Raw genomic sequence first — 14,442 nt, 5'->3', positions numbered from 1 at the left:
GCCGACGGCCTTACCCGGCAGGTGTCGGGACTCGCCTGTTCGGTTCACGAGCCGCATGGCAAGGGTCAGATCTGCAGCGCAAGCCACAGGCCCGCGACGGCACCGACGATGGTCAGCGGCGTCGTGATGATGCCCAACACCGTGAAGGTGCGCAGATCTGCCGGGTCGTCGTTGGCCGATGCGACGCGTCGCCACAGCATGATTGCCAGCGACCCGACGTAGGTCAGGTTGGGCCCGAGATTCACGCCGATCACCATCGCCAACAACAGCGCCGGGGGAGCGTCGGCTCCGAACGCTGCCAGGAGCAGCAGCGTGGCGGGCAGGTTGTTGACGATGTTCGACGCCACCGCCGCAATGGCCGCCGCGGCCAGGAGCGACGTGAAGGTGGTGTCGGACGGCAGGATTCGCGTCAGCCAGTCGCCGATCGGTCCCGTCGTCACGCCGAGGACGACGATGCCGAGTAGGAAAACGAAGCCACAGAACGGCAGATCGGCACCGCGCAGAATTGCGCGTGGCGTGGTGCGCCGACCTCGAAGTGCCGGGATCGCAAGCGCAATCGATCCCACCGCGGCCACCCAGAACGGTTCGACGTCGAACAGCCCTGCCACCGCGAAGCCGACAAGTGTCGCGGCGAGGATTGCGAGCGTGGTACGCGGTGCGGGGACGTCGTCGGCGCTTTGCTGGGTCGTGCTCTCCGGTGGTGGGGCGGTGCGGGTCAGATCCTTGCGGAAGAAGATCAGGAATACCGCCAACTCGATGGCCACCGCAAAAATCCAGGGCAGCGCCATCACTGCGGTGAAGTGCAGGAAGGTCAGTCCGGTCGCGGCGAAGGCAAGGAGGTTGGTCAGGTTCGACACGGGTAGCAGCGTCGACGCCGAATTGGACAGGTGCGCAGTGGCGTAACTGTGTGGACGCGGCGACATCCCCAGGATGCGCGCAGCACCGATGATGGCCGGCGTCAGCAGCACCACGGTGGCGTCGAGGCTCAGTACAGCCGTGGTCGATGCGGCTGCTGCGAACACGAGTGCCAATAGTCTGCGGGGGCTGCCCTTCGCGCCTCGTCGCAGCTTCGCCGCAATCCAGGTGAACACGCCGAGCGCGTCCGAGAGATGCGCCAGGATCAGAATGAATGCCAGAAACACCACGGTCGGAGCGAGTTCGAGCACCTGCTCGCGTGCGGCGTCGAGGCTGACGAGGCCGACGAGAAGAACGACCGCCGCAGCCGGAAGTGCGGCCACGATCTCGGGCAGACCGCGGGGTCGCACGATCGCAAAAACGAGTACAGCAGCGACCAATGCCGCGGCGAGAACGGTCACGCGAGAATCTTCACGAGCGTGCGCACATTTCGCGTGGTGGTCGTGGCCTTGTACTTGGCTTTCGCCGTGGCTTTCCCGAACGTGCTGTCGGTGGTGCTGCCCTTGCACACCTCCCAGTACAGCACGCTGTTCCCCTCGGCGATCCTTTCGAGCTCGGGGTCGAGTTCGTCTGCAAGAGCGGACAATTCGGTCAAATGGCTATCATCGCTACCGAACACCACATAAGGATGCCAGCCTTCTCGTTCGGCGTCGAACGGGTAGGACTCGACGATCGCCCGAAGTGTCGGCACGTCCAGTACGACAACCCAGGCCTGGTAGCTGAACGCCTTGGCCAGCGTGTTCTCCACTTGTGCCTTCACCGAGGCGGCAGTCAGCGGAGAGCCGAGCAGGACATTGCCGGTCGCCAGAACGGTCCGAACATCGGTGAAGCCGGCCGATGTCAGAGCCACGCGGAGATCGGCCATCTTGATGTTGATGCCACCGACGTTGATGCCGCGCAGCAACACGACCCATTCGCTCATGGGAGGAACTGTAGTTCGGTTACCGGCGGGCGAGGAGCGCCGAGTAGAGTACGCAACCGCGAACGAGTTGGCCGGACGGCTGCGGCTCGGAGGACCGGCGAACGAGTGTCGTCGCGCTTCGAGCCGAGGAAAGTCCGGACTCCACAGAGCAGGGCGGTTGTTAACGGCAACCCGAGGTGACTCGCGGGACAGTGCCACAGAAAACAGACCGCCTGCGGATCGGTTCTTCGGAATCGAACTGCAGGTCAGGGTGAAACGGTGCGGTAAGAGCGCACCAGCATCCCAGGTGACTGGGATGGCTAGGTAAACCCCGCCCGGAGCAAGGTCGAAGGCTGCACCACGAAAGTGGTGCAGCTGCGCAGGTGCTCGAGGGCTGCTCGCCCGAGCCTGCGGGTGGACTGCTCGAGGTACCCGGCAACGGTGTGCCCAGATGGATGGTCGTCGACGTCGAACCTGCGAAAGCAGGAACGGCAGACAGGATCCGGCTTACAGGCCGACTCGTTCGCACTCACAATTTCTTCCGCAGTTCTCCTACGCCGTCGCTCCATGGGGCACACTGGAAGTCATGACCGACGACGACACCTCCTGGTACTACGACATCAGCACCAAGCAGGTCGTACAGGGCAAGCAGACCAACGCCCTCGACCGTATGGGCCCGTATCCGGACAAGGCCACCGCGGAGCAGGCGCTGAAGATTGCTGCGGCGCGCAACAAGGCCGCCGATTCCGAAGACGACTGGAACAACTGACGGTGCTGCTCACCCGGCTGAGGGCCCCGGGCTTCGACTTCGAGGCCATCAGATCCGAGTTCGCACTGACCGAAGCGTTCGACGAGGACGTGATGCGCGAGGCGGTCGAAGCCCGAGACCTGCACGCCGACAGCAGAATCGACCGAACCGACATCCCGTTCGTCACCATCGACCCGCCCGGCTCGAAGGACCTCGACCAAGCCGTACACATCGAGAAGACGTCCAACGGGCTGGTGGTGCACTACGCGATCGCCGACGTGGGCGCACTGGTGACGCCCGGGGGAGCGCTCGACGCCGAAACTCGTCGACGCGGCCAGACGTTCTACCTGCCCGACGGATCCGTGCCGTTGCATCCACGAGAGCTGTCCGAAGGCTCGGGCAGCCTGCTCGAGGGGCAGACTCGCTGCGCCGCGCTGTGGACCATCGAACTCGACGACGTCGGCGAGGCGGCCGCGTGGACTGTCACCCGCGCGCTCGTTCGATCGACCGCCCGTCTCGACTACGCCGGAGTGCAGGCCGACGTGGACGCGGGGACACCGCACCCGTCCATCGCAGCGCTGGCCGAATTCGGGGCCCAGCGCGCAGCTGCAGCCAGACGGCGCGGAGCCGTCGACATCACCCTGCCCGAGCAGGAGGTGGTGCCCGACGGGCAGGGCTGGCGCATCGTCCTGCAACCACGCACTGCAGTCGACGGGTGGAATGCCGAAGTATCGTTGCTGACGGGAATGTGCGCCGCCAGGATCATGCTCGATGCCGGAATCGGCATCGTCCGCACCCTACCGCCTGCCTCGTCCGAATCGGTGGACACACTGAAGAAGACCGCACAAGCACTCGGAATCGACTGGCCCGCAGGCGCATCCGCCGGGGCAGTGCTGGCCGGTTTACCCACCGACGAGCCGTCGACGCTGGCGATGATGACTCAGGCGACCGGCCTGTTGCGCGGTGCGGATTACCTCGCATTCGACCGCACAACGAACCCGTTGGACACCGGTACATCGGTCGAGCATTCGGGAATCGGCGCGCCGTACGCGCACGTGACGGCACCACTGCGCCGGTTGTCCGATCGCTTCGCCACCGAGGTGTGCCTGGCCGTCGTGGCAGGAGCGCCGGTACCGGACTGGGCGGCGCAGGCATTGCCGGAGTTGCCCGCCATCATGCGCGGATCGGATTCCGCGGCCTCGAAGGTGGACCGCGCCTGCATCGACCTCACCGAAGCGCACGTATTGAAAGACCGAGTGGGCGAGCAATTCTCGGCGGTCGTGCTGCGCGGTGCCGAGGGCAAGCGCGACGCCGAGGTGTTGGTGTCACAGCCGATCGTTCTCGGAAAGTGCGACGGAGAACCGCCCGCGGGGGAGTCGGTGAAGGTCCGGTTGACCCGGGCCGACACCGACTCGCGCACAGTCCGATTCGACTACCCGGCCGTCACTGCCTGAAACGATCCGTTGCTTCGACGAGGTGATGCACGATGCCGGGCTCGGCTGCAGAATGGCCGGCATCGTCGACGATCACCAGATCTGCTGAGGGCCAGGCCTTGTGCAGCGCCCACGCGCTCGTTGCCGGGCACACGACGTCGTAGCGGCCCTGCACGATGACGCCAGGAATACCGTCGAGCAGAGGGGCGTCACGTAGCAATTGGTTCTCTTCGAGAAAGCAATTGTTGCGAAAGTAGTGGTTTTCGATACCGGCGAATGCCAGGGCGAACCGCGGGTCCGAGTTGTCTTGCACTGCATCCGATTTCGGCAGCAGGTAACTCGTCGCCGCCTCCCAGGTGGACCACGCCACCGCAGCTCGGGTTGCGGCCTCGCGGTCGTCGGACATCAACTGCCGGTGATATGCCTCGACGAGATCGCCGTCGCGCTCGTCCTCCGGGATGGGTTCGAGAAACTTCTCCCACAGATCGGGGAAGATGTGGCCCGCCCCGCCGCCGTAGTACCAGTCGATCTCCGACGGCCGCACCAGAAATATCCCCCGCAGTACCAGCCCCCGCACGCGATCGCGATGCGACTGCGTGTACGCCAGTGACAGCGTCGAGCCCCACGATCCGCCGAACACCAACCACGTGTCGATGTTCAGGTGCGCCCGGAGCTTTTCCATGTCCGAGATCAGCCGGTCGGTGGTGTTGACCGACAGATCGCCGCCGTCGGCGATGTGCGGGGTCGACTGCCCGCAGCCCCGCTGATCGAACAACACGATTCGGTACGTCTGCGGGTCGAAATACCTGCGCTGCAATGGATTGGTGGCCCCGCCCGGACCGCCGTGTACGAACACCACGGGTGAGCCGTCTGGATTGCCGGAGACTTCCCAGTAGATCTGTTGGCCGTCACCGACGTCGAGGTGTCCGGTATCGACGGGCGCGATCTCGGGGTAGAGGGTCCGCATCCTAGAAGCCCACCAGACCGGACGCGAGGTCCGGAATGTCGAGCGAACGGATGGCCTCGTCCCGCACGTCCGAGCACGTTTCCGTCGTGATCTCGTCGACGATCGCTCGGTTCTGCACCACCTGCAGGTTGATGACGCCGCTCTGCGCCGCCCAGGTCTGCACCAGGATGTTCAGCCCGCCGCGGCCCAGGGTGGGCCCCTGAACGCGCCAGTTGGACAGCTGCGCCTCGAGATCGGTGCACAGCTGCTGCTTCTGGGCATCGGTGATCACCGCGTCCGCAGGCGGCGTGGTGACCGTGGTGGTCGGAGCAATCGTCGTGGTGGACGACGAACCGGTGTTGGTGGTGTCGGTACTGCATGCCCCCAACACGGCGAGAAGCGCAGCCGCGCTTGCTACTGCGACTGCGCTTCTTCCTGCGATGGACGTCGTACCCCGTCTGATTGTCATGGCCCCGAGTGTGCCACCCGAACCTGGACGAGGCGAGGACGATCAGTAGCTGTGTTCGGGCCCGGGGAAGACTCCCGATCGCACCTCGGACAAGTACGTGGTTGCCGCGGTCCGTAGTGAATCGCCGACGTCGGCGAACTTCTTCACGAATTTCGCGGTCTTGCCGTTGGTGTATCCGGCCATGTCCTGCCACACCAGAACCTGCGCGTCGCATTCGTTGCCCGCACCGATGCCGACCGTCGGAATGGTCAGCTTGCGGGTGACCTGGCCGGCGATGTCGGCGGGAACCATCTCCATGACGACGGCAAACGCACCCGCCTCCTGGACTGCGATGGCGTCGGCCACCAGCTGCTCGGAGGCGTCTCCGCGACCCTGGACGCGGAAGCCACCCAACGTGTTGACGCTCTGCGGGGTGAAGCCGACGTGGGCCATCACCGGGATGCCCGCGGCCGTGATCGCGGCGATCTGAGCGGCCACGCGCTCACCGCCTTCGAGCTTGACTGCGCCCGCGAGCCCTTCCTTCATGAACCGAACTGCGGTTTCGAGGGCCTGCTGCGGCGAGGCCTCGTACGTGCCGAAGGGCAGATCTGCGACGACGAGGGCGTGCGGTGCGCCGCGGACCACTCCGCGGACCAGCGGGAGAAGCTCGTCGACGGTGATCGGCACGGTGGTGTCGTAGCCGTAGACGACGTTCGCTGCCGAATCACCGACGAGGAGAACAGGTACGCCTGCTTCTTCGAAGATGCGGGCGCTGGAGTAGTCGTAGGCGGTGAGCGTTCCCCAGCGCTCACCCTCGGCCTTCATCTGCAGAAGGTGGTGGGTGCGGGTCTTGCGGGTCAGAGCGGTGGAGGGTGCTTCCTGAGCAGACCCGCCGTACACAGCAGTTTCGGACATCTTTGTCCCTTTCTGGTCCTCGAGGCCCGCTCGGCGGGTCCCCGGGATGGGGTGTGATGACGTGGGCAAGTCTGCCACTGCGCGTGACCTGCCGGAGCGCTACCGGCAGTGCAATTCGTCACACCCCGCCGTGTGCCGCGTAGTCCCGCCAGCCGTTGGTGATCGGCATGCGGCGGTCACGTCCGAACGCACGAGAGGTGACCTTGGTGCCGATCGGATACTGACGCCGCTTGTACTCCGACGCGTCGACCTTGCGCAGGATGTCCGCGACCACCGCGGCATCGAAACCGGCCGCCACGATGTCCTCGAGGCCCTGGTCGTGGTCGACGTACCTGAACAGGATGGCGTCGAGCTCGTCGTAGTCGGGCAACGAGTCGGTGTCGAGTTGCCCCGGCCTGAGCTCGGCGGACGGCGGCTTGTCGATGCTCGACTCGGGGATCGGAGGGATGTCCCCGCGGTCGGCAGCGGACTTGTTCCGCCACCGCGCCAGCTCCCACACGAGCGACTTCGGCACGTCCTTGATCGGCGCGAAGCCGCCGACGGCATCCCCGTAGATCGTCGAATAGCCAACGGCCAGTTCGGATTTGTTTCCTGTGGCCAACACCAGGTGACCGAAGCTGTTCGACAGTGCCATCAACACCATGCCTCGGCAGCGGGCCTGAATGTTCTCCTCCGCGAGCCCGGTCAGATGCAGCTGGTCGACGTAGCAGGCGACCATGTCGGCAATCGGCTCGACGCGGAAGTGGATACCGGTGCGCGACGCGAAGTCCTCCGCGTCGGTGCGGGAGTGAGTCGACGAGTACGTCGAGGGCATCGACACTGCGTGTACCGCATCGCTACCGAGAGCGTCGACGGCGATGGCCGCGACCACCGCCGAATCGATACCGCCGGACAACCCGAGGGCCACCGAACGGAAGCCGTTCTTGTGCACGTAGTCCCGCAATCCGGTCACCAGTGCGCCCCACACCTGTTCCTCGGTGCCGACGATCTCTGCGAGGGACGGTTCGGCTCGCTGCCAGCCGGTGACCGCCACGTCGGGAAGCGTCACGCGGTCGATGGACCAGCCCGGTACCTCGGCGGCATCCGGATGTGGTGCCGCCGGGGCATCGATGTCGACGACGAGGAGATGCTCGACGAATTGGGGGGAGCGGCCCCAGGTGGAACCGTCCGGGCCGACGACGAAACTCGCTCCGTCGAACACCAACTCGTCCTGGCCGCCGACGACGTTGACGTAGGCGATCGGAGCGCCGATCTCGGTGGCCCTCCGCCGGGCGATGGAGCGACGCACCTCGTCCTTGCCCTGCTCGAAGGGGCTGGCATTGAGGCAGAGCAGCATGTCCACACCGGCCGCGGCGTAGGCGGGAACGGACCCGCCCGGTTGCCAGATGTCCTCGCAGACAACGACACCGAGCCGCAGGCCGTTGATCGTCGTGATGCTCAGGCCGGATCCCGGCGCGAAGTAGCGGGCCTCGTCGAACACTCGGTAGGTGGGGAGCGAATGCTTGTCGTATCGAGTCGTCACCCGTCCGTCGGCGATCACTGCCGCGCTGTTCCGCGAGCCCTCGGCGTCGCGATCGAGGTAGCCGACCACGACGATGCGATCGCCGCACCCGGCACTGTCCAGGGCGGTCGCCAACTCGGTGAGAGCGCGAGCCGACGCGGCGGCGAACGACGGTCGCAGAGCCAGATCCTCGACGGGGTATCCCGTCAGCGCCATCTCGGGAAACACCACCACGTTGGCACCGTCGTGGGCTGCGCGGACCGTCCACTCGACGATCGCTGCGGAGTTCGCGGCGAGATCGCCGACGACGGAATTGATCTGGGCGAGGGCGAGTCGAAGTGCCTGCACTGCGCCCACGCTAGTGCTCGGACGACGTCCCCGCCCGGCAGCGCGAGCGGAGCGCTCGAAAGACCTGGCACGATCGTGCCATGAGAACGCGCACCAGGAGCACGGCCGTGGCACTGTCCACGGTCGCCGTGTTGGCCGTCGGCTGCTCCACGTCCGAGCCGACGGCCACACCCGAGAACTCCGCAGCGCCCGACAGTTCCCCATCGTCATCCGCCGTCGGCCCGATCCCCTCGGGCCTCGAAGCGTTCTACACCCAGACGCTGGAGTGGGAATCCTGCGACCGGTACAACACCGACGGCAGCGAACTCGGAAGTGCCGTCGAATGCGCGATGGTGACCGTGCCGTTGGACTACGCCGACCCCGAGGGCAGGACCATCGAGGTCGCCATCTCGCGGACGAAGGCGACGGGCGAGAAGATCGGATCGGTACTGATGAACCCGGGCGGTCCCGGCTCGTCGGGGCTCTACCTCGCCGGGCAGGCCGAGGGCACCGCCGTCGCCGATCGATTCGACCGCATCGGCTTCGACCCACGTGGCATCGGAGCGTCCGAGCCGGAAGTGCGGTGCCTGACGTCCGAGGAGGTCGACCAGGAGCGTCGCGAACCCGATGTGGACGTCAGCCCCGAAGGCATCGCGGCGACCGAGGCCGAACATCGGGACTACGCCGCTCAGTGCGTCGAGCGGACCGGGGCGGATGTGCTCGAGCATGTGGGTACCCGCGAAGTGGTGCGCGACATGGACGTCATCCGTGCGGTTCTCGGCGACGAGAAGATGACCTACATCGGCTACTCCTACGGCACCCGGATCGGGACCGCCTATGCCGAGGAATTCCCGTCCAACGTGCGCGCGATGGTGCTCGACGGTGCGCTCGATCCGGATCAGTCACCCGTCGACGAGGCCGTCGCCCAGGGTGCGGCGTTCCAGACCGCGTTCGATCAGTTCGCCGCGGACTGCGCACAGACCGAGACCTGCCCGCTCGGAACCGATCCGGCGCAGGCCGTCGAGCAGTTCCGGTCGCTGGTGGAACCGCTGATCGACCGGCCGGCCGAGACGACCGACCCCCGCGGGCTCAGCTACGACGACGCGATCACCGGCGCCCAGCAGGCGCTGTACTCGCAGCAGCTGTGGCGTTTGCTGCGAGCCGGCCTGAACGAACTGCGCGACGGCAGAGGCGACACACTGCTCCGGCTCGCCGATACCTACTCGGGCCGGCTCGAGGACGGCAGCTACACCAACATCGACGACGCGTTCAACGCCGTTCGTTGCGTCGACGGCCCGCCGACCACCGATCGCGCAGCGGCCGACGAGGCAGACGCCAGGTTCCGCGCCGCCGCGCCGTACCTGGACGACGGCCGAGCGACGGGCAACGCGCCGCTCGACCTGTGCGCCTTCTGGCCGGTGCCGAACACGAGCGATCCGCACATCGTCGACGTCGAGGGACTGCCGACGCTGGTGGTGGTCTCGACGACCGACGATCCGGCCACGCCGTATCAAGCAGGTGTGGAGTTGGCCGGTCAGTTGCGCGGCGATCTGGTGACGTACGAGGGCACCCAGCACACGGTCGCGTTCTCGGGCGTCGAGTGCATCGACGAGCCGTTGGTGAACTACCTCGTCGATCTGGTGCCGCCGGAGGACGGATTGCGGTGCTGACGTGCTACCTCACCACCTGGGAAGTGCGCTGAGAGTTTCACGAAGTGAGACCGAATTCACGATGTAACACAGATTTAACTCCGTTTGCTTACTCTCGCGTTCATGGATCGTCAAAAGGAATTCGTGCTCCGGACCCTCGAAGAGCGCGATATTCGTTTCGTCCGCCTCTGGTTCACCGACGTCCTCGGGTACCTCAAGTCGGTGGCCATCGCCCCCGCCGAGCTCGAAGGGGCATTCGACGAGGGAATCGGTTTCGACGGTAGCGCCATCGAAGGATTCGCCCGCGTGTCCGAGGCCGACACCGTGGCCAAGCCCGATCCGTCGACGTTCCAGATTCTGCCCTGGTCCACCAGCAAGGGTCACCAGCACTCTGCTCGGATGTTCTGCGACATCGCCATGCCCGACGGTTCGCCGTCCTGGGCGGACTCACGCCACGTGCTGCGTCGTCAGTTGAGCAAGGCCGCGGACCTCGGATTCAGCTGCTACGTGCACCCCGAGATCGAATTCTTCCTGCTCAAGGACGCCCCGCAGGACGGTTCACCGCCGACCCCGGCCGACAACGGCGGCTACTTCGACCAGGCCGTGCACGACTCGGCCCCCAACTTCCGCAGGCACGCCATCGATGCGCTCGAGTCGATGGGAATCTCGGTCGAGTTCAGCCACCACGAGGCCGCACCGGGCCAGCAGGAGATCGACCTCCGCTACGCCGACGCACTGTCGATGGCCGACAACATCATGACCTTCCGCTACGTGGTCAAAGAGGTCGCCATCGAAGAGGGCGTGCGCGCGACGTTCATGCCCAAGCCGTTCAGCGATCAGGCCGGCTCGGCGATGCACACGCACATGAGCCTGTTCGAGGGCGATGCCAACGCCTTCCACAACCCGGACGACCCGATGCAGCTCTCGGAGACCGGCAAGTCGTTCATCGCCGGCATCCTCGAACACGCCAACGAGATCAGCGCCGTCACCAACCAATGGGTCAACTCCTACAAGCGACTCGTGCGCGGTGGCGAGGCACCGACGGCGGCGTCGTGGGGACCGGCGAACCGCTCGGCGCTGATCCGCGTGCCGATGTACACCCCGAACAAGGCATCCTCGCGTCGCGTCGAGATCCGCAGCCCCGATTCGGCCTGCAACCCGTACCTTGCCTTCGCGGTGCTGCTCGCGGCCGGTCTTCGCGGAATCGAGAAGGGCTACACCCTGCCGCCCGAGGCCGAGGAAGACGTGTGGGCACTGACCTCCGCGGAGCGTCGCGCCATGGGGTACAAGGAACTGCCGGGCAACCTCGATCAGGCACTGAACGCAATGGAAGGCTCCGAACTGGTCGCCGAAGCACTGGGCGAGCACGTCTTCGACTTCTTCCTCCGCAACAAGCGTCGCGAGTGGGAGGAATACCGGAGCCACGTCACGCCCTACGAGCTGAAGGCCTACCTGGGTCTTTGACAGCACGGCGTTTAACAGCACGGCGTCGTCATGGGCTACGTTCTAGTCGATCGTGAATGGTAGTTCCGATGCCGGCGCGGGCACCCTCGCGTCGCATTACTGACGACGGGGTAAAACTGTGGCACGCCGAGGTGGGTTCTAGATGGTGCGTCCTCCGACTTCCAGATCCGTCGTACCCGGACCGGGCCGACTCGGACTGGTCGAAGAAACTGCGCCGTCCGATCTGCGCACCCTCGGATGGACCGATGAGGACAGCCTCGAGCTGCTCTGGTCGCTCTCGCGTGCCCCCAATGCCGATCTCGCGCTCCGTACCCTGGTGCGGTTGTACGAGTCGCTCGGTGCCGGTTGGTCGGAGTTCGACACTGCGCTGCGCACGGACAAGGGCTTCCGTGGGCGAATCCTCGGACTCGTGGGCGCATCGAGTGCGCTCGCCGATCACCTCGTGGCCGACGACAGCACCTGGCGTTTGCTGCTGACCAAGGAAGGTCAGGGCACCGGGGTCTCGGCGAAGATCGAACTCCCCAGCAAGGCGACATTGGTCGCGGAACTCCTCGAGGTGGTCGGGGCCGAGCCCGAGACCGGACCCAATGCCGCGCCCGACCTGTACCGGGCGTCGATCACCGGCCCGCCCGCCGTGATCGCTCTGCGCAAGAAGTACCGCGACCAGATCATGGTGCTGGCGGCGTACGACCTCGCCGCGACCGTCGAGAACGAGCCCGTCCTGCCGTACACGGTGGTCGGATCGCAGCTCTCCGACATGGCCGATGCAGCTCTCACCGCGGCACTTGCCGTCGCCGTGGCCACCGTGTGCCCGGACGCCCCGTGTCCGACACGTCTGGCCGTCGTCGCGATGGGCAAATGCGGTGCGCGCGAACTCAATTACGTCTCCGACGTCGACGTCGTGTTCGTCGCCGAGCCCGCCGACTCGCAGGCGAGCCGCATCGCCGGTGAGATGATGCGCATCGGATCCTCGGCCTTCTTCGAGGTCGACGCGGCACTGCGTCCCGAGGGCAAGCGCGGCGAGCTGGTCCGCACCCTGGACTCACACGTGGCCTACTACAAGCGCTGGGCCAAGACCTGGGAGTTCCAGGCGTTGCTCAAAGCCCGCCCCATGACCGGCGACATCGCGCTCGGCAACGATTACGTCGACGCGGTCAACCCGATGGTGTGGCTGGCCAGCCAGCGTGAGGACTTCGTACCCGAGGTGCGCGCCATGCGGCGTCGAGTCGAGGAGATGGTGCCGCCGGAGCTCCGCGAGCGCGAGATCAAACTCGGACGCGGAAGCCTCAGGGACGTCGAATTCGCCGTCCAGCTCCTGCAATTGGTGCACGGTCGAACCGACGAGTCGCTGCGCGTACTCGGCACCACCGACGCACTGACCGCTCTCACCGAGGGCGGCTACGTCGGCCGCGACGACGCTGCGAACCTGACGGCCTCCTACGAGTTTCTTCGGCTGATCGAGCACCGCCTGCAGCTGCAGCGAATGCGTCGCACACACACCCTGCCTCCGCAGGACGACGAGGAAGCCCTTCGGTGGCTGGCCCGTTCGGCGCACATGCGACCGGACGGCAACCGCGACTCCCTCGGGGTGCTGAACGCCGAGATCAAGCGCAACGCACAACGCATCAGGCGGTTGCACGCCAAGCTCTTCTACCGACCGCTGCTGGACTCGGTGGTCAAGTTCGACTCGGAGACAGTGCGATTGACTCCCGACGCCGCGACGCGTCAGCTCGCAGCGCTCGGCTACGCCACCCCGCAGAACGCGCTGGGTCATCTGCGCGCGCTCGTCGGTTCCGGTACCCGCCGCGGTCAGATCCAGGCCGTGTTGCTGCCGACCCTGCTCGAATGGCTTGCCGACACACCCGATCCCGACGCCGGACTGCTCAACTACCGCAGGCTGTCGGAATCGGCGGGGGAGCAGACGTGGTTCCTGCGTGTGCTGCGCGACGAGGGCGCAGTGGCGCAGCGGCTCATGATCGTGCTCGGCTCCTCGGCCTACGTACCGGATTTGCTGATCAAAGCCCCCGAGGTCATTCGGTTGTTCGCCGACGGACCCACCGGCCCTCGCCTGCTCGATGTCGAACCGGAGGAGACTTACCGCGCGATCCTGTCGTCCTCGGCACGCTACGAGGACCCGGTGCGAGCGATCAACGCCGCCAGGGCATTACGACGCCACGAACTGGCGCGGGTGGCCTCGGCAGACATTCTGGGCATGCTGGACGTGCCTCAGGTGTGCCGCGCGCTGTCCTCGGTCTGGGCCGCAGTCATCAACGCGGCGCTTGCCGCTGCAGTGCGAGCCAGCGAGAAGGAGCGAGGGGAGCCGGCTCCGGCAACTCTCGCCGTCATCGGTATGGGACGCCTCGGCGGCGGTGAGCTCGGCTACGGCAGCGACGCAGACGTGCTGTTCGTCTGTGAACCGGTGGCCGGCGTCGACGAGACCGTGGCGGTCAAGTGGGCCAACACCATTGCCGACCGCATCCGTAAATTGCTCGGCGCGCCCAGTACCGATCCGCCACTCGAGGTCGACACCGGTCTGCGGCCGGAAGGCCGCAACGGCCCGGTGGTGCGCACTCTGGCGTCCTACGCCGCGTACTACTCGCAGTGGGCTCAGGCCTGGGAGGTGCAGGCTCTGCTGCGCGCACACCAGGTGGCCGGCGATCAGGATCTCGGCATCCGGTTCCTGCTGATGGCCGACAAGGTGCGCTACCCCGAGGGCGGTGTGTCCGCCGATGCGGTCCGCGAGATTCGACGCATCAAGGCGCGCATCGACTCCGAGCGGCTGCCCAAGGGGGCCGACCCCTCCACCCACACCAAGCTCGGACGTGGGGGACTGGCAGACATCGAGTGGACCGTTCAGCTGATCCAGCTCAGATACGCGCACAAGGTCCTGACGCTGCACAACACCTCGACCCTGCAGTCACTCGACGCCATCGGTGCGGCCGAGCTCATGAGCGAAACCGACGTCGAACTGCTCAGGGAAGCCTGGATCCTGGCGACGAAGGCACGCAACGCGCTGGTGCTGGTCCGCGGCAAGCCCACCGATCAGCTGCCGCGACCGGGAGCTGTGCTTTCCGCAGTAGCGCAGGTGGCAGGCTGGGAGAACGGCGACGCCGGAGCATTCCTCGACAACTACCTGCGCGTGACGCGTCGAGCAAAGGCAGTGGTGGAGCGGACGTTCGGCGGAAGCTAGTCCCC

Annotated in this window: 11 protein-coding genes and 1 other RNA gene; 6 read left to right on the top strand and 6 right to left on the bottom strand. The window is 66.2% G+C overall.

Features of this window, described 5'->3' with window-relative positions:
* Nucleotides 1-65: 65 nt before the first annotated feature.
* Together CH251_RS08430 and CH251_RS08425 are read right to left on the bottom strand one after the other, a co-directional pair.
* Nucleotides 66-1,316, bottom strand: a complete 1,251-nt coding sequence (locus CH251_RS08430) for an SLC13 family permease (protein WP_094612731.1) — start codon at nt 1,314-1,316, stop codon at nt 66-68.
* Nucleotides 1,313-1,837 (bottom strand): DUF1697 domain-containing protein, encoded by a 525-nt coding sequence (locus tag CH251_RS08425; protein WP_094612730.1) that lies wholly within the window; start codon nt 1,835-1,837, stop codon nt 1,313-1,315. Before CH251_RS08425 ends, CH251_RS08430 begins: the two co-directional genes overlap by 4 nt.
* 63 nt (nt 1,838-1,900) lie before the next feature.
* Here CH251_RS08425 and rnpB point away from each other — a divergent pair.
* From rnpB to CH251_RS08410, 3 genes are all read left to right on the top strand, one after another.
* Nucleotides 1,901-2,342, top strand: an RNA gene (gene rnpB / locus CH251_RS08420) — RNase P RNA component class A.
* 60 nt (nt 2,343-2,402) lie between these two features.
* Nucleotides 2,403-2,585 (top strand): hypothetical protein, encoded by a 183-nt coding sequence (locus CH251_RS08415; protein ID WP_094612937.1) that lies wholly within the window; start codon nt 2,403-2,405, stop codon nt 2,583-2,585.
* A gap of 2 nt (nt 2,586-2,587) precedes the next feature.
* Complete coding sequence (locus tag CH251_RS08410; protein ID WP_094612729.1) at nt 2,588-4,018, top strand: RNB domain-containing ribonuclease; 1,431 nt, start codon at nt 2,588-2,590, stop codon at nt 4,016-4,018.
* On the opposite strand, the gene pip is transcribed toward CH251_RS08410, so the two are convergent.
* The 4 genes from pip to CH251_RS08390 all read right to left on the bottom strand — a co-directional run bounded on the left by pip (nt 4,008) and on the right by CH251_RS08390 (nt 8,155).
* Entirely contained in the window at nt 4,008-4,964 is a 957-nt protein-coding gene (pip, locus tag CH251_RS08405) for a prolyl aminopeptidase (RefSeq protein ID WP_094612728.1), read from the bottom strand. The two genes, CH251_RS08410 and pip, sit on opposite strands and share 11 nt — an antisense overlap.
* Before the next feature lies 1 nt (nt 4,965).
* Nucleotides 4,966-5,412, bottom strand: a complete 447-nt coding sequence (locus tag CH251_RS08400; protein WP_179273330.1) for a hypothetical protein — start codon at nt 5,410-5,412, stop codon at nt 4,966-4,968.
* Nucleotides 5,413-5,454: 42 nt separating this feature from the next.
* Entirely contained in the window at nt 5,455-6,306 is an 852-nt protein-coding gene (gene panB, locus CH251_RS08395; RefSeq protein WP_094612727.1) for a 3-methyl-2-oxobutanoate hydroxymethyltransferase, read from the bottom strand.
* 118 nt (nt 6,307-6,424) lie between these two features.
* On the bottom strand, nt 6,425-8,155 hold the full coding sequence (locus tag CH251_RS08390) for an NAD+ synthase (protein ID WP_094612726.1): 1,731 nt from the start codon (nt 8,153-8,155) through the stop codon (nt 6,425-6,427).
* Between the two features lie 80 nt (nt 8,156-8,235).
* Here CH251_RS08390 and CH251_RS08385 point away from each other — a divergent pair, with 80 nt between their 5' ends.
* From CH251_RS08385 to CH251_RS08375, 3 genes are all read left to right on the top strand, one after another.
* Nucleotides 8,236-9,804 carry an alpha/beta hydrolase gene (locus CH251_RS08385; protein WP_094612725.1) on the top strand — a complete coding sequence of 523 codons (1,569 nt, stop codon included), beginning with the start codon at nt 8,236-8,238 and terminating at the stop codon, nt 9,802-9,804.
* A gap of 102 nt (nt 9,805-9,906) precedes the next feature.
* The gene (glnA, locus tag CH251_RS08380; RefSeq protein ID WP_032379097.1) at nt 9,907-11,247 is read left to right on the top strand and encodes a type I glutamate--ammonia ligase; all 1,341 of its coding nucleotides are present in this window, start codon (nt 9,907-9,909) and stop codon (nt 11,245-11,247) included.
* Nucleotides 11,248-11,389: 142 nt separating this feature from the next.
* Entirely contained in the window at nt 11,390-14,437 is a 3,048-nt protein-coding gene (locus tag CH251_RS08375) for a bifunctional [glutamine synthetase] adenylyltransferase/[glutamine synthetase]-adenylyl-L-tyrosine phosphorylase (RefSeq protein ID WP_094612724.1), read from the top strand.
* The last annotated feature ends 5 nt before the right edge of the window (nt 14,438-14,442 follow it).

Origin of the sequence: Rhodococcus sp. 06-462-5 (assembly GCF_002258315.1) — a bacterium.
Classification (GTDB): domain Bacteria; phylum Actinomycetota; class Actinomycetes; order Mycobacteriales; family Mycobacteriaceae; genus Rhodococcoides.
Note: the sequence above shows the minus strand (reverse complement) of the source record. Positions and strands in the feature narration are given on the sequence as shown.

What these genes read in the sequence shown, in the direction of transcription:
- CH251_RS08425 (WP_094612730.1), bottom strand. Translation starts at nt 1,837, where the DNA reads ATGAGCGAATGGGTCGTGTTGCTGCGCGGCATCAACGTCGGTGGCATC.
- CH251_RS08415 (WP_094612937.1), top strand. Translation starts at nt 2,403, where the DNA reads ATGACCGACGACGACACCTCCTGGTACTACGACATCAGCACCAAGCAG.
- pip (WP_094612728.1), bottom strand. Translation starts at nt 4,964, where the DNA reads ATGCGGACCCTCTACCCCGAGATCGCGCCCGTCGATACCGGACACCTC.
- CH251_RS08400 (WP_179273330.1), bottom strand. Translation starts at nt 5,412, where the DNA reads ATGACAATCAGACGGGGTACGACGTCCATCGCAGGAAGAAGCGCAGTC.
- panB (WP_094612727.1), bottom strand. Translation starts at nt 6,306, where the DNA reads ATGTCCGAAACTGCTGTGTACGGCGGGTCTGCTCAGGAAGCACCCTCC.
- CH251_RS08385 (WP_094612725.1), top strand. Translation starts at nt 8,236, where the DNA reads ATGAGAACGCGCACCAGGAGCACGGCCGTGGCACTGTCCACGGTCGCC.
- glnA (WP_032379097.1), top strand. Translation starts at nt 9,907, where the DNA reads ATGGATCGTCAAAAGGAATTCGTGCTCCGGACCCTCGAAGAGCGCGAT.
- CH251_RS08375 (WP_094612724.1), top strand. Translation starts at nt 11,390, where the DNA reads ATGGTGCGTCCTCCGACTTCCAGATCCGTCGTACCCGGACCGGGCCGA.